This is a genomic window from Flavobacterium sp. WG21 (assembly GCF_000335775.1).
Lineage (GTDB): Bacteria > Bacteroidota > Bacteroidia > Flavobacteriales > Flavobacteriaceae > Flavobacterium > Flavobacterium tructae.
Genome location: NZ_AMYW01000007.1, coordinates 196161 through 218571, shown reverse-complemented (window position 1 = coordinate 218571; position 22411 = coordinate 196161). Strand labels below are relative to the sequence as shown.

General features: G+C 34.5%; 21 protein-coding genes and 1 other RNA gene. 7 read left to right on the top strand and 15 right to left on the bottom strand.

The genetic code is table 11. The annotated features are described in order from the left end of the window. From C245_RS0108365 to C245_RS0108350, 5 genes are all read right to left on the bottom strand, one after another. A partial coding sequence (locus C245_RS0108365) for a hypothetical protein (RefSeq protein ID WP_026109950.1) occupies positions 1-310 on the bottom strand: 310 nt, incomplete at its 3' end. Between the two features lie 5 nt (positions 311-315). Next, complete coding sequence (locus C245_RS0108360) at positions 316-897, bottom strand: hypothetical protein (RefSeq protein ID WP_017496140.1); 582 nt, start codon at positions 895-897, stop codon at positions 316-318. A gap of 616 nt (positions 898-1513) precedes the next feature. Next, positions 1514-1924 carry a helix-turn-helix transcriptional regulator gene (locus tag C245_RS0108355; protein WP_017496139.1) on the bottom strand — a complete coding sequence of 137 codons (411 nt, stop codon included), beginning with the start codon at positions 1922-1924 and terminating at the stop codon, positions 1514-1516. Positions 1925-2146: 222 nt separating this feature from the next. Then, positions 2147-2543: a transfer-messenger RNA gene (ssrA, locus tag C245_RS24000) on the bottom strand. Positions 2544-2769: 226 nt separating this feature from the next. Continuing rightward, entirely contained in the window at positions 2770-3972 is a 1203-nt protein-coding gene (locus C245_RS0108350) for a serine hydrolase (protein WP_017496138.1), read from the bottom strand. A gap of 240 nt (positions 3973-4212) precedes the next feature. Here C245_RS0108350 and C245_RS0108345 point away from each other — a divergent pair, with 240 nt between their 5' ends. Beyond that, entirely contained in the window at positions 4213-5415 is a 1203-nt protein-coding gene (locus C245_RS0108345) for an NAD(P)-dependent oxidoreductase (RefSeq protein ID WP_017496137.1), read from the top strand. Positions 5416-5568: 153 nt separating this feature from the next. Here the strand turns inward: C245_RS0108345 and fumC are convergent, their stop codons facing one another. Beyond that, complete coding sequence (gene fumC, locus C245_RS0108340; protein WP_017496136.1) at positions 5569-6954, bottom strand: class II fumarate hydratase; 1386 nt, start codon at positions 6952-6954, stop codon at positions 5569-5571. 68 nt (positions 6955-7022) lie between these two features. Here fumC and C245_RS24695 point away from each other — a divergent pair, with 68 nt between their 5' ends. After that, the gene (locus C245_RS24695; protein ID WP_255348297.1) at positions 7023-7148 is read left to right on the top strand and encodes a hypothetical protein; all 126 of its coding nucleotides are present in this window, start codon (positions 7023-7025) and stop codon (positions 7146-7148) included. Between the two features lie 492 nt (positions 7149-7640). Here C245_RS24695 and C245_RS0108325 read toward each other — a convergent pair whose 3' ends face one another. Then, positions 7641-10112 (bottom strand): outer membrane beta-barrel family protein, encoded by a 2472-nt coding sequence (locus C245_RS0108325; protein ID WP_017496133.1) that lies wholly within the window; start codon positions 10110-10112, stop codon positions 7641-7643. 89 nt (positions 10113-10201) lie between these two features. Next, positions 10202-10552, bottom strand: a complete 351-nt coding sequence (gene arsC, locus C245_RS0108320) for an arsenate reductase (glutaredoxin) (RefSeq protein ID WP_017496132.1) — start codon at positions 10550-10552, stop codon at positions 10202-10204. Positions 10553-10665: 113 nt separating this feature from the next. Between arsC and C245_RS0108315 the strand changes: the two genes are divergently transcribed. From C245_RS0108315 to C245_RS24240, 3 genes are all read left to right on the top strand, one after another. Beyond that, positions 10666-11598 carry a CPBP family intramembrane glutamic endopeptidase gene (locus tag C245_RS0108315; RefSeq protein ID WP_017496131.1) on the top strand — a complete coding sequence of 311 codons (933 nt, stop codon included), beginning with the start codon at positions 10666-10668 and terminating at the stop codon, positions 11596-11598. Between the two features lie 11 nt (positions 11599-11609). Next, positions 11610-12650, top strand: a complete 1041-nt coding sequence (locus tag C245_RS0108310) for an AMP-binding protein (protein ID WP_017496130.1) — start codon at positions 11610-11612, stop codon at positions 12648-12650. Positions 12651-12720: 70 nt separating this feature from the next. Next, positions 12721-12912 carry a bacteriocin gene (locus C245_RS24240; protein ID WP_157495800.1) on the top strand — a complete coding sequence of 64 codons (192 nt, stop codon included), beginning with the start codon at positions 12721-12723 and terminating at the stop codon, positions 12910-12912. Positions 12913-12999: 87 nt separating this feature from the next. Here C245_RS24240 and C245_RS0108305 read toward each other — a convergent pair whose 3' ends face one another. From C245_RS0108305 to C245_RS0108295, 3 genes are all read right to left on the bottom strand, one after another. Beyond that, the gene (locus tag C245_RS0108305) at positions 13000-14214 is read right to left on the bottom strand and encodes an RsmB/NOP family class I SAM-dependent RNA methyltransferase (RefSeq protein ID WP_017496129.1); all 1215 of its coding nucleotides are present in this window, start codon (positions 14212-14214) and stop codon (positions 13000-13002) included. Positions 14215-14357: 143 nt separating this feature from the next. After that, a complete protein-coding gene (locus tag C245_RS0108300; RefSeq protein WP_017496128.1) occupies positions 14358-16331 on the bottom strand; it encodes a KUP/HAK/KT family potassium transporter in 1974 nt (657 codons plus the stop codon). Positions 16332-16464: 133 nt separating this feature from the next. Further along, positions 16465-17676, bottom strand: coding sequence for a hypothetical protein (locus C245_RS0108295; RefSeq protein WP_017496127.1), 1212 nt, complete (start codon positions 17674-17676; stop codon positions 16465-16467). 117 nt (positions 17677-17793) lie between these two features. On the opposite strand from C245_RS0108295, the gene C245_RS0108290 reads away from it, so the two are divergent. After that, the gene (locus tag C245_RS0108290) at positions 17794-18855 is read left to right on the top strand and encodes an oxidoreductase (protein ID WP_017496126.1); all 1062 of its coding nucleotides are present in this window, start codon (positions 17794-17796) and stop codon (positions 18853-18855) included. A gap of 65 nt (positions 18856-18920) precedes the next feature. Here the strand turns inward: C245_RS0108290 and C245_RS0108285 are convergent, their stop codons facing one another. From C245_RS0108285 to C245_RS0108270, 4 genes are all read right to left on the bottom strand, one after another. Continuing rightward, positions 18921-19379, bottom strand: coding sequence for a hypothetical protein (locus tag C245_RS0108285; RefSeq protein WP_017496125.1), 459 nt, complete (start codon positions 19377-19379; stop codon positions 18921-18923). 17 nt (positions 19380-19396) lie between these two features. Further along, the gene (locus tag C245_RS0108280; protein WP_017496124.1) at positions 19397-19810 is read right to left on the bottom strand and encodes a hypothetical protein; all 414 of its coding nucleotides are present in this window, start codon (positions 19808-19810) and stop codon (positions 19397-19399) included. A 33-nt stretch (positions 19811-19843) separates the two neighbouring features. Continuing rightward, entirely contained in the window at positions 19844-20386 is a 543-nt protein-coding gene (locus C245_RS0108275) for an RNA polymerase sigma factor (protein ID WP_017496123.1), read from the bottom strand. 61 nt (positions 20387-20447) lie between these two features. After that, positions 20448-21581: an SRPBCC family protein gene (locus C245_RS0108270; RefSeq protein ID WP_026109949.1), complete on the bottom strand. Its 1134-nt coding sequence runs from the start codon at positions 21579-21581 to the stop codon at positions 20448-20450. Positions 21582-22011: 430 nt separating this feature from the next. Here C245_RS0108270 and C245_RS0108260 point away from each other — a divergent pair, with 430 nt between their 5' ends. Further along, positions 22012-22392 carry a nucleoside triphosphate pyrophosphohydrolase family protein gene (locus C245_RS0108260; RefSeq protein ID WP_017496120.1) on the top strand — a complete coding sequence of 127 codons (381 nt, stop codon included), beginning with the start codon at positions 22012-22014 and terminating at the stop codon, positions 22390-22392. Positions 22393-22411 lie beyond the last annotated feature (19 nt).

The following is a 22411-nucleotide window of genomic DNA, read 5'->3' as shown; positions in this document are numbered from 1 at the left end:
ACATTTTGTATTCTGGAAAATAATTTGATATATCAATATCGTCTACAAAAACATTACAGCTTATTTTGGCATCTGTTATATTACTACTGTCTAATATTTTTGGATTTTTTAGAATCAATTCTTTATTTGTTAATAATTTCTTTAATTTATCTACAGCATAATTTTTATTAGAAGAATGCGATAAATCATATCCTTTTACCTTGAGTGTATCACCTATTAATTTTGTTCCATCCGGTGTAATTAGAGACCATTTTGGTACAACCTTAATAGTTTCTCCGTCTACTATTTGTAAAATTTTAAATGCTGCCATAATTTTTATTTTTTATTCTCTGGAGGCGATAATTCTCCTAATTTTTCTACTTCTACTTCTGTTTCTTGTTTAAGAACCTTATCGTTTTTGTCCTTAATAAGAATTTGTTTCGCTTCTATTACCATGTTTAATATTTGCCAAAGAGCAAATAAGCTATAGCCAAAACAAATACCACTTATAATTATTGCTAAACATTTTAAAATAATAACGAATGGTAAGTCTAGTTGACAATAATTAGTCCTTGCAAAATAGTAAACACTGATAAATACTAGTGATAAAATAAGTGGAATAAAAACTCTTTTTATTTGTCTTTTAGGATTTAGTAAATTTAATTCTCTAATTACTTGTTTCTTGCGTTTTTCATTTTTTTTAATGATATCCTTCATTTCCTTCTCGATATCATCGACTCCTTTCTTTAGATACAAATCGTTGTAATATGACTTAATAGTTTCTAGTTCATGTTCATTTTTTATTCTTGCTTTTTCAATTGCATCAATAAAAATTGATATAAGCAAAGTAAAAGAAGGGCCAATAAACCCAAAAGTTGCAACAACTATCTTAGAATAGATTTCAATTATTTCTTTCATTCAGATTAGATATCTTTTAAATACATGAAATTGTTGTACAATTATATTCATTTAAATAGAAAATGAAATTTTCAGTAAATATAGATATTAAATTAAATATAGATATTAAATACTATTTATAAAAAAAAATACTTTTTATAATGCAAATAAGTCTCGGATTTGTTTTGTATAACTTTAGTATCTTAGAGTAAATTTAATGAATTTTGAGACTATTAAAATTGTTTATTATAATACAAGATTAAGATAGGGATTATTTAAATTCTATATTCATAATTTTTTTATAAAAATAATGCTCGACCAAAATTTTTAATAAAAAACTCTTTAATGCATTTATAATTGGTGATATATAAAGTCTTGAAGATTTCAGTATGCTAATTTAGGTTAAAAACCTAAAGTCATAAATTAACTACTAAGAAACTTAACATATCTGTTCGGAAAAACTGTTCGAGTAAGTACGGTTTTTCTTTTTATGTAGATTCGTCCTCCGCTCTTCAAAGAGCTATCATGAAAAACTATACGAATCTATCTTGACTTCCGCACCCTTAAATAACATTCTAAAAACAAAAAAAAAGAGACTTTCGAGTCTCTTTGTAAAATTATATATCTCTATAAATAATTATTTACCGATTAATTTCTCAAGCCTCACCATCATTTCATCTTTCTCTTTCAACATACGCTCGTATAACGCAATTTTTTCATCATATAATTGAACAATTTTGTCAATTGGATTAAATGTACAGTGTGGATTAACTGCATTTAATGTTGATGTATCATTACTTGTAAAAGTATTAGAAATAACATTTATCGCTTGTTCCTCATCAAAATTCTGAAAAGCTTCAACAGGAATTTTTAATACCGCTGAAATTTGTTTCAACAGGCTGTCTTCAATTACATCTTTCTGCTCCAGCATCGAAATTTTCTTTTGGTTCCAGTCTGCGCCCAGATCATAAGCTAATGCTTCCTGCTTGATGTTGAGCATTTCTCTGAAGCGTTTTACGTTTCTTCCCTGATGTATTTTCTGTTCCATAATGCGTGTCAATATTTCTAAAAGCTCAAAGATAAAGCGATTTTGATTAAAAAACCTGAATTTCAAAGATAAAAAAATATCCAGTAAAACATTCTTTTTTGTCAGATATTATGTCTGTTTTTAGAATAGACTATCCTTCTGGAAGAATAGAATCCCTGCTCTTCGAAAAGTTCTTATAAACAAAAAATCGCAATGATCTAAGTTTAGATTATTGCGATTTTTTTGTGGAGTCGCCGGGAATCGAACCCGGGTCCAAACAAGCAACTAAAGAGCTTTCTACACGTTTATTTCCTGATTGGATTTTCGATGTTAAGCTAGGTCAGGAACAACCACTCAACACTTATCTTCTTAATTTCGATATCCACCCGAAGCTCATGGAAATCTAGGTTTATTTTTACGGTTCCCCTGTACTGACCGCCACAAACCAAGGCTTTCAAGGAGAATCCAGCTTTCCTACCTTGTAGGAACGTGGCGCAATCTTACTATAATTCGGATTATGCAGCTAAAGCGTAGTTATTTTCGCCGTGTAAAATTGTAAGATCTTATATTTACGAGCAAGGTCTCAATGCTCGACGTGCTTACTTTTCAATTCGACTTGCTGTCAAAACCAGTCGACCCCAAAAATGAGTTTGCAAATTTATACTATTTGCAGTTAGTTTTGTAATAAATTTTTCAGAAAATTGTATTATTCAGTATTAGTCGAAAGTCAAAAGTTGTAAAGTTTTTAAAGTCAAACGCTTACTTCTTGTTTCCTCACAATTGATGGTATTTAAAAATAGATCAAAGCCAATATTGCAACTGTTTAGGACTTTAGGCTTTCGACTTTTGACTTTACGACTATTGTATTACTCTTCGTCCTTGAAGTTAAACGGGTAATCGCCAAAAATCGGTGCCAGTTTGCGAACCGCATAGGTATTTCGGGTCATTTTGTTCGACAAGGCAATAATGGTAACGTGTTCTTTCATTAAAGTAATATAAGAAGAAGTATTGCCGTGCCACCAGCCATTGTGGAAATAAAAATTCTGTCCGGTTTCCCAATTGATCATTCTGATTCCTAATCCGTAATTTTTGGTTCCTTTACGCTCATTGCTGTATCCGGTATAAACTTGTTTCAGTAAGGCAGGTTTTAAAAAATCAGGTGAATTTCTGGCGCGGTCAAACTTTAATAGATCTCGCACTGTTGAAAAAATATTTTTGTCCCCGTAAACATTGTCCAAATAATCAAAACCAATTTCTACACCATTACCTTTATAAGAAGGAACAATTTTTTTTCTGTCCTTATCATCGTCAAAAACGTAGGTGTGTTTCATTCCTAAAGGTTTGAAAATCATTTGGTGCATGGCTTCTTTATACGTTAAGCCCGTAATTTTTTCAATAATTAGAGCCAGCATCGCATAATTGGTATTGCAATAACTAAAACGCGTTCCGGTTCTGGACTCCAAACCAATGTTCTTGGTCGCTAAAATGTCGAGGATATCTTTATTGGTAAGCTGATTGTGCCTGTCCCAAACAGATTTGTCTCTGTCTGTGAAATAGGCATAATTACGCATTCCGGTACGATGGTCCAGCAGCATTCGGATCGTGCAGTCTTCGTACGGAAAGGTTTTTAGAATCGTATTTACCTTTTGATCTAAATCGATCTTCCCGGCATTAACCAGTTTTAAAACAGCAGTAGCAGTCAGAACTTTGCTTACAGAAGCAATCTGAACAGGAGTTTCTGCGGTTATTTTGGTGCCTTCGTTTTTATTGGCAAAACCATTATAGCGTTCGAAAATAATCTGACCGTTTCGGGCGACCAAAAAACTTCCGTTCATCGTATTGTTGGGCCAGTTTTTATTGTAAAAGTGATTTATTCTTCCTGCAACTGAATTGATATAGGCCTGCGAAATTCTTTTTTCAGGACCTAACGGTTTCATTTTCGGTAAAGTATCTTCTGTTGTAGTGGTAGTATCGGCGGTTGTTTTTTTATCATTACCACAAGAACTTAAAACTAATAACAGGAAAAGTATTTGTGGTATATTTGTTTTTTTAAGGAGGCTCATTTTCATCATTCTTTAAAAACAAATATATAGAATTCAATATTTATGTTTGGCTGTTTTGAGAGGCTCTAAAAGCACGATTTAACAAAAAATTAAGATTTTGTTTATTTATTTGGTTGTTTGTCAGCTTTTAACGGTTTTTAAACATTCTAAATTGTATTTTTTCAACAAAATTTTAACTAAATTTGTTATATTTGAAACAAATAAGATGTAAAAAGTTATATTAATAATTATTTTAAACCCGTTTAAATGAAATTTGGAATCATAAAAGAAAGAAAAAACCCGCCGGATCGCAGAGTTGTTTTTGCTCCTAATGAACTTACAAAACTCAAACAGCTTTATCACGAAGCAGTTGTTGAGGTAGAAAGTTCTGATATCAGGATTTTTTCGGATATACAATATAAGAGTATGGGAATCACCGTTACGGAAGATGTTTCTAATTGTGATGTATTATTTGGAGTAAAAGAAGTTCCGGTTGAGAATTTGATTCCGAATAAGGCTTACTTCTTCTTTTCGCATACTATTAAGAAACAGCCTTATAACCGAAAACTGTTACAGGCTATTTTGGAAAAAAATATTGATTTATACGATCATGAAACTATAGTTGATGCTCACAACCGCCGTTTAATTGGTTTTGGAAGATACGCAGGAATGGTTGGTGTTTACAACGGAATTCGTGCTTTTGGGATTAAGTTTGAGTTGTTTAAGCTGCCAAAAGCAGAAACACTTGACGGAAAAGAGGCTTTAATTAAACATTTGAAGCGCATTACCATGCCCGCTTTGAAATTTGTGATTACCGGAACGGGTAAAGTAGGGAGTGGTGCCAAAGAGATTTTGGATGCTATAAAAGTAAAAGAGGTTACAGTTGATAATTATTTGACTAAAAATTATGCGCAGGCTGTTTATGTACAGTTAGATGTTTTAGAATACAACAAGCGTATTGACGGTCAGGTGGTTGATTTTAAAGATTTTGTAGCACATCCTGAAGAATATGTTTCTGATTTTGAGAAGTTTACAAAAGTAACGGATATTTATTTCGCAGGTCATTTTTATGCGACGGGAGCACCGATGATTTTAACACGTGAAATGCTGAATGCGAACGACTGTAAGTTAAAAGTTGTTGCCGATATTTCTTGTGATGTTAACGGACCAATTGCCTGCACGTTAAGGTCTTCGACAATTGCCGATCCTTTGTACGGTTATTTTCCTTTAGAAGATATAGAAGTGGATCTTTTTCATCCAGCGGCAGTAGCAGTGATGGCGGTTGATAATTTACCGTGCGAAATTCCGAAAGATGCAAGTGAAGGTTTCGGAGAGCAATTTATGGAACATGTAATTCCGGCTTTCTTCAATGGTGATAAAGACGGAATCTTAAAACGTGCTAAAATAACCGAGAAAGGAAAACTAACAGAACGATTTAGTTACCTGCAGGATTATGTAGACGGAAAATAGAAACTTTGTTTCAAGTTTCAGGTTTCAGGTTTCAGGTTTCAAGTTGAAGTATTGAACAAATAAAAAAGAGCTTAATTAAAAAAGGAGAAAATTCAAAATTTTCTCCTTTTTTAATAACCTGAAACCTGAAACCTGAAACTTGAAACAAAAAAATTAAACCATCTCCTCCGGTTTTACCCAGGCATCAAAATCTTCCGGGGTAACGTATCCTAAACGAACGGCTTCCTCTTTAAGTGTAGTTCCGTTTTTGTGAGCGGTTTGAGCAATTTCGGCAGCTTTGTAGTAGCCTATTTTAGTATTTAAAGCTGTAACCAACATCAGTGAATTGTCTACCAGTTCTTTAATACGTTTGTAGTTGGGTTCGATTCCCTGTGCACAATGTTCATCAAACGAAACACAGGCATCTCCTAATAATCTTGCCGATTGCAGAAAGTTGGCTGCCATAACCGGTTTAAAAACATTTAGTTCATAGTGTCCTTGCATTCCGCCAACAGCGATTGCCATATCATTTCCAATCACTTGAGCGCAAACCATGGTTAAAGCTTCACATTGGGTTGGATTTACTTTTCCGGGCATGATAGACGATCCTGGTTCGTTTTCGGGAATATGAATTTCGCCAATTCCTGAACGTGGTCCTGACGCTAACATTCTCACATCGTTGGCAATTTTGTTTAAAGCAACTGCCAATTGTTTTAAAGCCCCGTGAGTCTCTACAATTGCATCGTGTGCAGCCAAAGCTTCAAATTTGTTTTCGGCAGTAACAAAGGGATGATTCGTAAATTTTGCAATATATTCGGCTACTTTTACATCGTATCCTTTTGGAGTGTTTAATCCGGTACCAACTGCTGTACCGCCTAAAGCGATTTCAGATAAATGTGCTAAAGTGTTTTTCAGGGCTTTTAATCCAAAAGACAATTGAGCGGCGTAACCTGAAATTTCCTGCCCAAGGGTTAGGGGGGTAGCATCCATAAGATGTGTACGACCGATTTTTACCACATCCTTAAATTCGGTTGCTTTTTTTACCAAAGTAGCGTGCAGTTTTTCAACTCCCGGAATAGTGGTTTCAACAATCATCTTGTAAGCAGCAATATGCATTCCGGTTGGGAAAGTATCGTTAGAAGACTGTGATTTATTTACATCGTCGTTTGCTTTTATAAATTGTTCGCCTTCTCCAATGTTAAATCCTTTCAGTACTTGTGCGCGATTGGCAATTACTTCATTCACATTCATATTGCTTTGTGTTCCCGAACCAGTCTGCCAGATGACAAGAGGAAACTGATCGTCTAGTTTTCCTTCAAGAATTTCGTCACAAACTGCTGCTATAGCATCTCTTTTTTCGATTGGTAAAACGCCCAGATCGTAATTGGCATAAGCAGCTGCTTTTTTAAGATAAGCAAAGCCTTCAATAATTTCCGGTGGCATAGATCCTGCTGCACCAATTTTGAAGTTGTTTCTGGAACGTTCCGTTTGTGCTCCCCAATATTTATCTGCCGGAACCTGAACTTCACCCATCGTGTCTTTTTCTATTCTGTATTTCATTATGTTGTATGTAAAAAGTTATTTGTAAAGTGTAAAATGTTTGCTGAAAACTGAAATTTCTTATGAAAATGAATGCACTAGCCCTGATGGCAGCGGCATCCTTTTGTGCCGGGGTTCGGGACAAAAGATATAGCGGACAGCAGGAATTAGCTTCTGAAAATTCTCATGTTCTTGTGCATGAGATTGTTCAGTAAAATGGCGGTCATCCATAAGAAAAAAAGCTTATTTAAAATGAGTATAAATATAAGCATAAATGTTATTTCCAGAAAATTGATTTGGATTTTATTGGTAACGAAAAATATAAGGCTTACATTTGTCCTTACATTCAAAAATTCCGGAAAACATGTTTGAATTTTCACAGTACTTAGGTTTTTTACTTTTCTTGACCATACTAACTATAGGGTTTTGGTTGATGTTTTTCTTAGTAGGTTTCGTATCTTATTGGGTTACGGGTGCTAGCTGGGAAATGTTCAAAGAGAAAAGAGCAAAGAAAAAGCAAGAACAATCAGCTTAAATTTTAGTTGATTTCAATAAAAAGGACTCGTTTTGCGAGTCCTTTTTTTATGCTGAAGAATGAAATTTTAATAAGTAATATTCAAATTCCAAAATCAAAAAAAAAAATCCAAATTCCAATTTTGTAAAACTTAATTGGAATTTGGATTTTTTAGTTTGGATTTTAAGTGAGATTATCCAGGGAATTCTCCTCCGCCGTCACCATCATTTTTAGGTGCGCCCGGTTTTTCTCTGTCACTTTTTGGTTTGTTGAAGCGGTACGTAAACGATAGATTGAATTGACGTTTACGGAATTGCATTTCGCCGTAAGATGTTTGACTTTCAAGAGTGGTGTCATTTTGAAGGTAAGTATACGATCTCATGATTCTTGAGTTAAAAATGTCACTGATATTAAACGCAATTGTTGCTTTGTCTTTCAATACATCTTTACTGAAAGCAGTATTCATTCCAAATTGGTCTAGAATTTTACCCTGTGCTGTCTTTTGTGAACCATTGTAGGTACCGCTTAACTGCCAGTCAATTTTGTATGGCAATGTAACTTTTGAACTAATTCTGGCAAACCAGGTGTTGGCCTGATTGTTCAGATTTTGTACAATCACTTTATTGTTTGTGTCTGTATAAGTGTTCTCTCCGGTTGTTTTTACATTGTAAAGGTTGAAGTTACTGTTTATTTTCCACCATTTATACGGACTGTAATTGAAGGTGAATTCGAAACCATATTTTTGCTCTTTTCCTAAGTTAATAGGACGGCTTAGGATAACAGGAATTCCGTCTACTTTATCTCCATTTGGAGTTCTGACAAAGCTGAAAACATCTTTTGTATTTTCGAAATAAGCTGAAGAACTAAAGGTTACTTTTTCCCATCTTTTAATATATCCTACATCAAATTTATCGGTTAAGGATGGATCTAAGTCAGGATTTCCCTGGAAAATATTAATGTTACTGGCGTAATTAAGAGCCGGATTCATGAAACGTCCTCTCGGTCTTGATAAACGTTTGCTGTAACTGGCAGTGAAGTTACTCTGATCTGAAATTTCATAACTAACAAAAGCACTTGGGAACAAGTTGTTGTATTTTTTGGTGTTAAAAACACTATTGTCTAATAAGTTCACTTGAATATTAGTGTCTTCCCAACGTAAACCAAATAAATAAGAGAATTTATTGACTTTGAGTCCATACTGTACATAAAGTGCATTGATGTTCTCTTTGTATTCTAAAGTATTTGATTTTTTTGGATCGATAACATATTCTCCATTTATAAGATTTGTAACGTTGTACTCGTTGTTTAAGTCACCAAAACTTCCTTTGTACCCCGCTTCAAACTGACTTCCTTTTCCTAATGGAAGAACATAATCTGTCTGAAGTAGTATTTGTTTTTGTACCTGATCGTTTAGAGTAGTATTAGAAGTAGGTAAAGCGGTAATAAGCCCGTCACTATCGTCTGTATTTCTGGAAACCGATAAATCGGCAGTAAGTTTGTGTCCTTTATCGTTGAAATTTTTGATTAAGTTCGAAGTAAATTCTACGTTCTCGCTTCCGGTATCGGCATTATTAAAACGATTAGTTGTTCCTGTAAAAGCGTGAGCGGCGTCAAAATTATTGTAGTTAATGTAATCTTTATCTTCACCCGAGTTCTTTTGATAATTAATGGCATTTGTCCAGAAAGTATTAGGAGCAACTGTCCATTCCATACCTGCTCTTGCATTAAAACCGTTTCGGATTCTTTTGGTATCACGATCTTCATCTAAATAACCTTTTGGAGATCCATCAGCATTATAATAAGAAGTATTGGTTAAACCCATACCTTCATTGGTTCTGTAGTTGTAACCCGCAGTCGTAAAATAGTTAAGTTTTTCGGTTTTATAATTTAAGTTGGCACTCAAACCATAAGTTTCAGGAAGTCCTGTAGAAGCAATAAAAGTTCCGTTGAACCCCTGATTTTTTCCTTTTTTAAGAATGATATTGATAATTCCTGATCCTCCTTCTGCATCATAACGTGCTGATGGATTAGTAATTACTTCTACTTTGTCGATAGCATCTGCAGGAAGCTGACGTAAAGCTTCGGCCACATTGATCGCATTTGAAGGGCGTCCGTCAATTAAAATTCGGATATTGTCACTGCCTCGCAAGCTTACGTTTCCTTCAGAATCAACAGAAACAGAAGGAACATTATCTAAAACATCACTTACTGTTCCACCTTTAACCATCATATCCTGTCCAACATTGTAAACCTTTTTGTCCAGTTTTATTTCGACACTTGATTTTTCGGCACGAACGACAACTTCACTTAATTGCGCAGCGTCTTCTGATAAATTTACAACACCTAAAGCAGTGTCTCCGGAAATTGTTTTCCCTTTAATAAATGTAGGTTTAAACGAAATAAATTCAACTTTTATATCGTAAGTACCCGGGGCAATAGCCACATCAAACTCTCCTTTTGGATTGGTGATTCCACCAGCAATAACTTTGGTGTCATTTGGGGCTGTGATCGAAATGGTAGCGTACTCAAGAGGTTGTTTGCTTACTTTTTCGAGAACTTTCCCGGTAACCTTTACCTTGTTTCTGGCAGGAGGTGCCTGTTGTGCATAGTTGTACAAACTTGTAAATAGGCATACAAGTAATACAGCAAATTTGATTTTCTTCATTGTGATTTTTGGTTTCTTTTGTTCTTTAGACGGCAAATGTAACTTTTGGTTTAAAGAGAAAAATCACAAAAATTTGTTAATATGGTTCTTTATAATTGATCTAAAAAAGAAGCTACTAATTCAGGGTCTCTGCCAATGATTGCTTTGTCGTCTTTTACAACAATCGGGCGCTCGATCAAAATAGGATTTTCGACCATAGCTTCAATGATCTGGTCATCGGTCAGTTCTTTTCCTTTGTAATTTTCAATCCAGATTTTTTCCTTAATTCTAACCAATTGCATCGGCTTAAGGTTTAATTTCTCAAGAAGTTTTTTTAAGTCATTAAAGTTCGGCGTTTCGGTCAGATAATGGATAATTTGATATTCCTGTTTTGTGTTTTCAATAAAAGCCAGGCAATTTCTTGATTTTCCGCAACGTGGGTTGTGATAAATTTGTATCATTTTGTTATATTTAAAATGTTGTAAGATAATTAAACTGAAATAGGTATTTTAGCAGTGCCAAAAATAAGATTTAGTTATTAAATCGAATTCTCATTTTTTAAATTATTATCAATATGTTTTTAGAACAAGGAATTAAACCTCATAATAAGTTCTGGTTGTATCTTTTAGGATCCGTTTTAATCATTATAGCATCTTTTATCGGTCAGATTCCTTTTTCTCTTGCAGTGTTTTATAAGAGTTGGATTTCCGGGAAGGCGTTTCCTTCTAATGATGCAGCGGTTATGAAAATGTTTGAACCCAATTTGACCTTGTTTTTGGTGATGATTTCTTTTGCTTTCGCCTTTGTAGGGATTTATTATGTGGTAAAATATATGCACCGTCAGACTCTTTTATCCGTTACTACTTCAAGAGCAGAAGTAGATTGGAGACGAGTTGCTTTTTCTTTTTTATTATGGTCTTTGTTCTCTGTTTTGAGTTTTGTGGTATTGTATTTTAGTTCTCCCGAGAATTTTGTTTGGAATTTTAAATTAGTACCTTTTTTAATTTTAGTGGTAATTGGAACGGTGTTAATACCCATACAAACCTCTACTGAAGAATATGTCTTTAGGGGGTATCTTATGCAAGGATTTGCCAATTTAGCGCGAAACAGGTGGTTTCCTTTACTGATGACTTCTGTTATATTTGGTTCGATGCACGTCTTTAATCCAGAGGTCGTAAAGATGGGGTATATCGTGATGGTGTATTATATCGGAACTGGTTTGTTTTTAGGAGTGATTACCTTAATGGATGACGGAATGGAACTGGCATTGGGTTTTCATGCTGCTAATAATCTGGTTGGAGCTTTATTGGTGACTTCCGATTGGTCGGTTTTTCAAACGCATTCTCTTTTTATTGATATATCAGAGCCTTCGGCCGGTGTAGATGTACTATTGCCGGTGGTTGTAGTTTATCCTGTGCTGCTTTTTATTTTTAGTAAGAAGTACAATTGGAGTAACTGGAAAGAAAAATTAACGGGGGAAATAAATGTTGTAGAATCTTTAAATTAAAACACACAGTCATGTCAAAATTAACACATAAAAATGTCCATAATTACTTTAAGTTAAATGGTTATCATTTAAATGGGAAAGATTTATGCCGTATAGGTTACAGTTACATCAAAGAAGGAGATGTATACGAAAAAGCTATTGGTGAGTTTTTGCTGGATTGGTTCGATAAGAAAGAGTTTATTGAAATGACAACTTCCGGCACGACCGGACTTCCGAAATTAGTCCGTCTCGAAAAACAGGCGATGATTCAGTCTGCTTTAGCTACAGGTGACTTTTTCGGACTAAAACCCGGTGATAAAGCCTTGCTTTGTTTGCCTGTACAATTTATAGCCGGAAAAATGATGTTGGTTCGAAGCCTGATTTTGGGGTTGGATATTGATGTTGTTTCGCCAAGCACGGCACCTTTGGCTTTAAATAGAACTAAATATGATTTTGTCGCCATGGTTCCTTTGCAGGTTCAAAATTCTGTTGAAGAATTGAAAAATGTGAAGAAACTTATCATTGGAGGGGCTAAGATCGATAGTGCGCTTGAAGAGCAATTACTTCCTCTAAAGACCGAGATTTACGAGACCTACGGGATGACGGAAACTATTACACATATCGCTGCCAAAAGAGTAGGAGAAAAAGCATTCTCGATTCTTCCAAATGTGAAAATCGACAAGGATGATCGTGACTGTTTGGTAATTCATCTGGCTTCGGTTTCTAAGGAACCTATCGTTACAAATGACTTGGTGGAGCTGGTTAATGAAAATCAGTTTGTATTTTTAGGAAGAATTGATAATGTAGTGAATAGTGGAGGAGTAAAGTTAATTCCGGAACAAATCGAAAGTAAGCTGATAGGGAAGATAAACAGCAGGTTTTTTGTAACCGGAGTTCCGGATACTACTTTAGGAGAAAAACTAATTCTGGTGATTGAAGGAGAAAAACAAGAGTTTGCTTCTGATTTTTTTGATGTATTGGGCAAATATGAAAAACCAAAGGAAATTGTTTTTGTTCCGAAGTTTAAAGAAAATGAGAATGGGAAGCTGTTGCGAAAGCCTAGTTTGGTGTAAAAAAGCACTTTGTTAGAAGTAAGAAAAATTACCTATATTTATAAGATATTAACTTTAAAACCTAATAATTATGAAATTTATCTTAAATCTGACAAATGTTGAGCAATTAAGTAAAAGCGAATTAAAGCAAATTAAAGGCGGTGATTTTATTTATTATTTAAATGGCTATCAATTGCGATGTACCAAGCAGTTAACACAACCGCCAACATGTGGCAATATCCCGCCATATTGTTTGATTTCACCAGATATGTGTCCAAATTGATCCTTTGCAAACAATAGAAAAAAAAGAAAATCCAAATTCCAATTGTATCGATTGGAATTTGGATTTTTTTATAGTAAAACTTTATTGTTAAGCCTTTCTCTCTAAAAGCGCCATATAGAATCCGTCAAATCCAGATTCTGAGGCTAGTATTTTACGATCTTTAATAAATGTAAATTGCTTTCCGATTTCGGTCTTTAAAAATTTCTCTACCTGTTCCTGATTTTCTGATGGCAAAACGGAGCAAGTGGCATAGACCAATTTACCGCCCGGTTTTACAATTTTCGAATAGCTTTCCAGAACTTCAGCCTGTACTTTTCGAATGTTATCAATAAATTCAGGTTGCAGTTTCCATTTAGAGTCAGGATTTCTTTTTAAAACTCCCAAACCACTACAAGGCGCATCAATTAAAACACGGTCTGCTTTTTCATGTAATTTTTTGATCACTTTTGTAGTGTCAATTATACGATATTCGATATTAAAAGCGCCATTTCTTTTGGCTCTTAATTTCAATTGTTTCAGTTTGCTTTCGTACAAATCCATTGCAATTAACTGCCCTTTGTTTTCCATTAACGAAGCAATGTGCAATGTTTTTCCTCCCGCTCCAGCACAGGTATCTACCACACGCATTCCAGGTTTTACATCCAGAAAACCAGCTACTAATTGCGAGTTGGCATCCTGAACTTCAAAAAGTCCTTGTTTAAAAGCGTCCGTTAAGAATACGTTGGCTCTTTCTTTCAAAACTAAAGCTTCAGGCTGATCTTTTAAATATTCCGTTTCAATATTTAAATCCATCAACGTGTTTCTCAAGTTTTCCTTGGTACCTTTAAGCGTATTGGTTCTTAAGATAACTTTAGCCGGCTGATTTTGAGCAGCAATTTCTTTTGCCCAAACTTTTTCTCCTAATTCTTTTACTCCTAATTCATCCATCCAGTCCGGAATAGATTCTTTTAAAGCTCTAATTTTAGAAAGCTCATCAAAACGACCTTTTATTTTTCTCTCAGGAGTTCCTTCCAATTGTCTCCAATCCGGAATAGGGTATCCTCTCAAAACTGCCCAAACCGCAAACATTCTCCATAAGTTATCTCTGTCGTATGGTTCTTTTACTTCTGCAATTTCTGCATATAGTCGCTTCCAGCGAACAATTTCGTATATCGTTTCAGCAACAAACTTCCTGTCGGAACTTCCCCAACGTTTGTCTTTTTTTAAGGCTCTGGCTACCACTTTGTCTGCATATTCTCCTTCATTGAAAATAGCATTTAAAGAATCGATGGTAGTATAAACTAAATTTCTGTGTAATCTCATTTTAATTATTTGAGTTGCAAAGGTACTATTAATTGATTGAAAGTTAAATTTTTAATTTTGATTGTTCGTTTAACTTCTTTTTAAAAGAAAAAACACTCTAATAAAGTTTAAAAGAGTGTTTGTTAATTATATTTTGGAATGATTTATTTCGTAATACGTGTCAGTCCAATATTTTCAGGAGCGTGTAGCACCATTGGGAATTTTTCAATTTTTACGGAACTACTGTCTAAACCAAAAGCTCTTTCTTCAGATAAACTCAGTTTTTTAATGAAGAAATAAGAACTCATGATAATGTTTTCATGCCATCTTAGATCGTTGTCGTTAGATAGGAATTTCTCTGATAAAACAAATTTAAAGTCTCCGATAATATTGTTTTTGTTTAAAGATTCGTAACGGCTGGTGATGTCTACTTCGCCACGTTTTACCATATCGCGAATTACTTCTCTAAACATTAAATTAATTTTTGTAGGCTCTCTGAATCCTAAATTAAAATCGATTCTGTAAATATCGTCCTTAGCTATTTCGGTAACTTTGTATTGTGTTTTGTACGGTTCTGTCAAAATGTTTACGTGTACAAACCAGTAAATATCAGCTCTTTTTGGACGCTTTTGTAAAATAGAATAGATTACTTTTTCTTCTAATTCATCAACGCGATTAGCATTAGTCATATAAACCAGGTGAGTAGCGTATTTTGGGATAGATAAGTCTTCGCTTAGTTCCATCAATACCTTTTTATAGTCATCAATTTTGATGATTTTGGTGTAGCTTTTGTTGATTTTCTTAGCCAGGTACCATATCGTCATGATAGAGATTAAAGCAATCGCAATAATTAAAGTTACGTAACCGCCTTCGGCAAATTTAGTAATGTTAGCAATCAGGAAACTAAACTCAATCAGTAAATAGATAGTGATTAACGGCACCATCAGGTACAGTTTTACACGTTTCATGATGAGATAGTAATTCAGTAAAATGGTCGTCATGATCATACACAGAATAATGGCAAGACCATAGGCGTGCTCCATATTTCCTGATTTCTCAAAGTGTAAAACAATTCCAACACAACCAAAAAACAATAACCAGTTGATCGATGGAATATACAATTGTCCTTTTACTTCGGTAGGGTATTTAATTTTAACTTTTGGCCAGAAGTTCAGTCGCATAGCCTCGTTGATCAAAGTAAATGATCCGCTGATAAGTGCCTGAGAAGCAATTACCGCTGCCAAAGTAGCTACCACAATTCCGAACGGAAGGAACCAGTGTGGCATAATCAAATAAAAAGGATTTCCATTTTCTCCACCCAGTTGTTGCAGCGTACTTCCTTCATGATGGATTAAGTAAGCAGCCTGTCCGAAATAGTTTAAAACCAAAGTAGTTTTTACAAATACCCAGCTGATTCTGATGTTTTTTCTTCCGCAATGTCCCATGTCAGAGTACAAAGCTTCGGCACCTGTTGTACATAAAAATACGAAACCAAGTACGAAGAAACCGTCAGGATGAATGGATAATAAATGATAAGCATAATACGGATTTACCGCTTTAATTACTTCAGGAAATTTTAGAATTTGAATTGTTCCAAGAGTTCCCAACATAGCAAACCAGATCAGCATCATTGGAGCAAAAAACTTTCCAACTAGTTTGGTTCCAAATTGTTGTATGGTGAAAAGAATGAATAAAATTGCGATAACAATATAAACAATAGTCTCCGTTTGCATAGTCGGATAAAACGCCCGGATTCCCTCTACAGCCGAAGAAATAGAAATTGGAGGGGTAATAATCCCGTCAGCTAATAAGGCACTTCCTCCAATAATTGCGGGGACAATGAGCCATTGAATTTTGGTTTTTTTGACCAGGGCATATAAGGCAAAAATTCCACCCTCACCATGATTGTCGGCACTTAACGTGATCAGCACATATTTTATTGTAGTCTGAAGCGTCAAAGTCCAGAAAACGCATGAAATTCCACCAAGAACGATATCAGAATTAATGGCGTAATCACCAAGAATGGCTTTCATTACATACAATGGAGAAGTACCAATATCTCCATAAATAATTCCCAATGTTATCAGTAAACCCCCTATAGACAACTTACTATGTAAGTTTTTATGCGATGCGCTCATGTATATTTTTATAAAAGACGGTTGCAAATTTAACGTTTTATAATAAACTAACCTCACTTATAACTAAAAAGATAAAAAAAAGCACAATCGTTAAATTGTGCTTTTCATTTTATATAAGATTGGAAATTTGGTATTAAATTCGTCTACCACCGTAACTTCTTCCGTTAGAACCGCTTTCTCTTTGTGGTTCACTGCCTCTGGATTCCTGAGTTGCTCTTGGAGATTCGTAACGTTGCGTGTTTTGCGAACTCTGTCTCTCTGAATTTCCTCTGTTTTCTGAATAACTTCTGGAAGACTCATTTCTTTGAGGATTCGCAACTCTTTCCGTAGTTCCATAGCTTTGTGAATTTCCTCTGGAAACATTCGAATTGTTTTGACCGTAATCTCTTCTGCCGGTATTTTCAACTCTTACAGGATTTGTGCTTATGCCTGAATTGTCTCTGTTGTTAGAAGAGGTTCTGTTTGTAGTATAAGTTCTGTCAGATGTTGTTCTGTTCTCTCCATAATTTCTGGTTGAGGTTCTGTTGTCTGTAGTAGATACTCTATCTGAATTGGATCTGTTTGTCGTGTATGTATTTTGATTTCTTCCGTAATCTCTGGTGGTAACACGTCTTTGATCTAAATCATATCTGTTAGTAGCATTCGAATTTCTTTGTGCAAAACTATAATCAGGACGTCTGGTTTCGTAACCGTATGTACGTCTTGTTTCATAGATAACAGGAGCTCTGTAACTTCTTCTCGTGTTTACATAGTTGTAGCTATTGTTTACATTAATACACAGATTAATGTTGTTTCTGTATCTGTAAATTGGGTAAGGTCTCCAGGCGTAGTAATATCTTGGATAGTAATTCCAACTCCAGCTAGAGTAATACGGTCTGTAATTGGTTACCCAAAATGAAGTGTAAATTACCGGAGCTACATTATAAACAGGTTCGTAAATGTAGTTGGCTCCATACAAGTAGCTGTTCCCTACGATCTGTACATTTACTCTGTTGTAGTTGTCTCTTTCTACATCAATTGTAGCAACGTCCTGATAAACATCACGATCTAAGACCGCCTGAATAATTACAACGTGAGTTCTGTTTTCTACAGATTCGATTACACGTAAATAATCGACCTGATTATCATCGTTCAAATCAAGATTGGAAATTTGATATTTAGAGTCGTTTAAACGTCTCTCAAAATCTTGCAGATTAGCTGATTCTCCAAAAATAGACGCAACAGCTCTTAAATCTAAGTTATCGCTTATGTCTGAGTTTTTTGCGTAAACAGTAGTTTGGCTTTGTACCGGTACAGAACTCAAACCTATTGCCAGGAGGGCTATAAAAAGTAGTTTCGTTTTCATTTTTAAATCGTATTATGATTAATATTTTGAGGTATCCAATTACTGTGCCAGAAAAAAAAGCGAAACTTATTTCAAGTGTTATAAATAATTGTATTTTAGCGCTAAAAAACTAATTTTATGAGAAAAGTAATATTCTTTTTTGGTGCTTTAATTTTGTTAATGTCTTTTAAAACCTTGAATAATAATGGTAAAGGGATTTTTAATACGGGTTTTACATCAATTCAGATAGATACTTTATTTCAGGATAAAATTAGTATCAGAGCCATCTCAATCGATAAAAATAAAATTTGGTATGGAGCTGATAACTCCCGTTTTGGGTTTTATGATTTGGATAAAAAAGAAAAATTTGAAGATCATATTTACCGCGATACGTTGAATTTGGAATTTAGAAGTATTGCTCAGAATGCAAATAATATTTTTTTGTTGAGTGTAGGAAATCCTGCATTGCTTTATCAGGTGTCTAAAAAAACTCAGAAAGTAAAATTAGTTTACAAAGAAGTAAATTCGAAGGTGTTTTACGATAGTATGCAGTTTTGGAACGATAAAGAAGGAATTGCGATTGGTGATCCTACAGAAGATACTTTTTCAATTATCGTGACACGTGACGGCGGTGAAACCTGGACCAAAATTTTATCGGATAAATTACCAACCAATGCAGAGGGTGAAGCGGCTTTTGCAGCCAGTAATTCAAATATAGTAATAAAAGGAAATGATACCTGGCTGGTTTCGGGAGGAAAAAAGGCGCGTGTTTTTTATTCACCGGACAAAGGAAGAACCTGGAAGGTAATTGAAACACCAATTGTACAGGGAAAAACAATGACCGGTATTTTTACAGCTGATTTTTACGATTCAAAACACGGATTTATCGCTGGCGGTGATTACGAATTTCCGGAACAAAAAAAGGACAATAAAGCCTTTACTACTGACGGAGGAAAAACCTGGCAGCTAATTGGTCAGGGTATGGGATTTGGATATGCTTCGTGCGTGCAATACGTTCCTGGTGGAAATGGTAAAGAAATTATTTGTGTAGGTTCTGAAGGAATCCAGTATTCGCAAAATGGAGGAGAGAACTGGACGCAATTATCAACGGATACAAAATTGTTTACCATTCGTTTTTTGAATAGAAATACTGCAATTGCAGCAGGCCATAATAAAGTAATCAGAATCAGGTTTAAATAATAAAAACCCCAAATAATAAAGCAAGTTATTATATGGGGTTTTCGCTGTTGTTGCTTTTTGTTATATTAGTTTTTTCCGGCTTTATCGCGATATTGTTTTAATAGTTTGCGGTTAAAGTCGTCTTCTGATTTTTTAAGCTTTAAGATTTTCTTTGCAGAAAGGATCTTTTTTAAGTTGCTGTTGTATTTGTCTCTCAGTGTATATAATTCTTTGTCTGCGCTTTCCATTTGTGAGAGGAGTGAAGCTGCTTCTTTTTCAGACATGGTACTAATGTTGTCATCATCTAGTTTACGCAAATACATTTTCATTTTTTCGTGACGCAATTCATATTGTTTGTCGTCGTATGTATTGTAAATGGGCCAGAATTTTTCGGCTTCTGTGGAGGTGAGTTCCAATTCTGTCGTTAAAAAAGAAACTTTATAAGCTTTAATCTTTTCCCGTTTTTCGTCTGTTTTGTCATTCTGTGCATAAAAGGAGAATGTAATAAAGAATAGAAGTATCGGAAGTATATTTTTAATTTTCATCTTTTGAAATTTTAGTTTTATTCTGAAATTAAATTTTCAATATTAGGGTTGGTAGCTAAGATGTCTTCAAGAGTTTCTTGTTCAAGAGCAACATTTTTACCGAGTTTATCAATGTCTTTTGTGTCCAGTTCACGAATCAAATCGTATTGATTTAAGTTGGATTGATAAGATAAATACGTTTCCAGAGTGTCTTCGTCAAGATCTTTGGATGTATTGTAATGGTTGATCACAGGAATCAGTAAAGCTGCAAAAACAACTGCGGCAGCCACAATCGAAAGTACTTTTTTACGCTTGTAAAGCGGTATTACTTTTACTTCTTTCTCTTCGTTTATTTGCTGTAAAACCTTTGTTGAAAAAGTATCAAAATAATTCTCCGGAGTTTTAAATCCGGTTTTTATTTTCGGTTCGTTTTCTAAATTAAATGTTTTCATAGTAGCTATTAGACAGTTGTTATTACAAAAGGTTTAATTTGAGGTAACATATATTTCAATTTTTTTTACTGCGTGATGATAGGATGCCTTCAGAGCGCCGACTGAAGTTCCCAGAATTTCAGCGATTTCTTCGTATTTTAATTCTTCAAAATATTTCATTTTAAAAACCAATTGCTGTTTCTCCGGTAAGGTTACAATCGCTTTTTGAAGTTTGATCTGAATTTCGTCTCCTTCAAAATAAACATCGGCTTTTAAATTGTCGATGGCTTTATTTTGTAGTGCTTCAGAAGTTATTCCGTTCAGTTTTGCTTTTTGACTTAAAAAGGTCAAAGCTTCGTTGGTTGCAATTCGATACATCCAGGAAAAAAGCTTGCTTTCTCCCTTGAAGTTTTTTAAATACTGAAAGACTTTTACAAAAGTATTCTGTAAAACATCATCTGTATCATCATGATTTAATACAATGTTTCGAATATGGGAATACAGCGGTTTTTGATAATCAGATACGAGCTTTTGAAACGCGGTATTTTGCGTTGCAGGATTTAATAATTGTTGAATAAATTCCTTCTCGTCTGCCAAATTCCGTTATTTATGGTGTTAGAATGAATTTTGAACAAAAGGTTTAATGAACCAAATTATTTTAGAATTCTGACTGTTCTTCTTCTGCCGGCTTTTTAGGTGTTTCTACAGGTTTTGCTACTGCCGGATCGGTAGTGGCTGGTCTGTAAACAGGAACTTTAGCAACCGGAACTACTTTAGGTTTTGTTGGATAGTAAATTTCAGTCATTAACTTAGACGGACTTTTTACATCCAGTTTGCTCATGGTTAAGATTTCAAGATGTGACCAGCTTAAATCAGGTGTGATTTTTTCGTTGTTGATAAAAGTAGTTGTTTTTTTAAAAGCTTCGTTAAGATGCGAATAATCACCTTTTAAAGTGGTTTTTACGGCTTCAAATCCGTTTAGTTTTCCTCCTGAAATATCGCTTCCGGAAGTAGTTACGATTTCGCGGCTGGTAGGTAAGCAAATCGAAATTTTAGCCAGTCCCGTTGTAATGTCGTAAGTGTGGTAAATAATAAATGGTTTTCCATTCGTGGCTAACCCATTGTTTTTACTGAATTCGATTAGTTTTGGAATAACGATTTTGGCATTTTTACCAACTTTTCCAATTTCACTCGTAAAGGTTTGTCTGATATAAGGAGTTTCAGTCTTTCTTACTAGTCCGTTAACTTTTATAGCGTATGTTTTGGTTTCGTAATCTAAGTTTTTGTCAATATTGGCAAGACTTTTTTCGTAGATAGTTCCAATTACTTTGTCCGAGCCTCCGTTTAGAGCGGCGTAAACTTTAAATAAAAAACTCATCGTTCCGGATGCTTTCCAGGTTACTTTTGTTTTTCCGGCCAACGTATCTTTAAAAGTCCAGTTTACATCGGCTTCGGTTCCGTCATACTTCATTTTTTGCTGTATGCTTTCTCCGTCTTTTGTTTTTAGAGTAATTGCGTTTCCATTTCCTTCAGATCCAGTCCAATAAAAAGAAGCTCCATTTCCGACTGTTTTGTTAGGAAAGGTCATCTTCATCGTAGGATCTTCAACAGACCAGGATTCAAAATCTTCATAATTTCTAAAATCATTAAGGTAATTGTATACCGTAGCTTTTGGTGAATTGATCACTTTGCTTCTTTCCACAGAAAAGATTCCTTTTTGTGTGGCAACAAAAACGGTAAGGGCAACAAGGCTCAATAATAGTAGTAGGAATAAATATTTAAGAATCTTCATTGTAGTGGTTTATTTGGAGTCGTAAAGTTATAAATTTATTACTAGTCGCACTAATAACACTTTGGTAAAAGTACATTTTATACCATTATCGGAAGAGAAAATCAAATAAAATGTACTGAAAAAGGTTTTATTTGAAATCGAAAACTTTCTTTTCGGTCTTATCGTTTGAAGAAAAATTTAATTACAAATAAAATGGCAATAAAAAGTAAAAATACCAGTAGTACTTTATAATTGCCTTTGTAAAAGACCTTGTGTAAGGCAAGATCTTTTCGATAAGCAAATATCATTACGATTACGAATGCAATAAAAAAACAGAGTCCGAATATTAATTGTCCTTGACTAAACATAGTTGAAAATAATTTTTGGCAAATTTAGAGAATTGTATACGAATTGTTGCTAATTTGCCATTTCATTTAATCAAAATAATATCATGAAGAAACAACTTGATGCGGTGACTGAGTTTCATACTGCTTTTAAAATAGGACATAGCCTTGAACCGATTGCTGATTTGGGAGAGACAAAGAAGCTGCTTCGTTATAATTTAATGAAAGAGGAAAACGAAGAATATCTGGAGGCGGTTCAGAATAACGATTTAGTTGAAATTGCTGATGCTTTGGGCGATATGATGTATATTTTGTGTGGAACTATTATTGAACACGGTTTGCAGGACAAAATCGAAGCTGTTTTTGATGAGATTCAACGCAGTAATATGAGTAAATTAGGAGAGGACGGTAAGCCAATTTACAGAGAAGACGGAAAAGTAATGAAAGGGCCAAACTACTTTAAGCCTGATTTTTCAAAATTGCTTTAGCATAAAAAACCCGACAGGT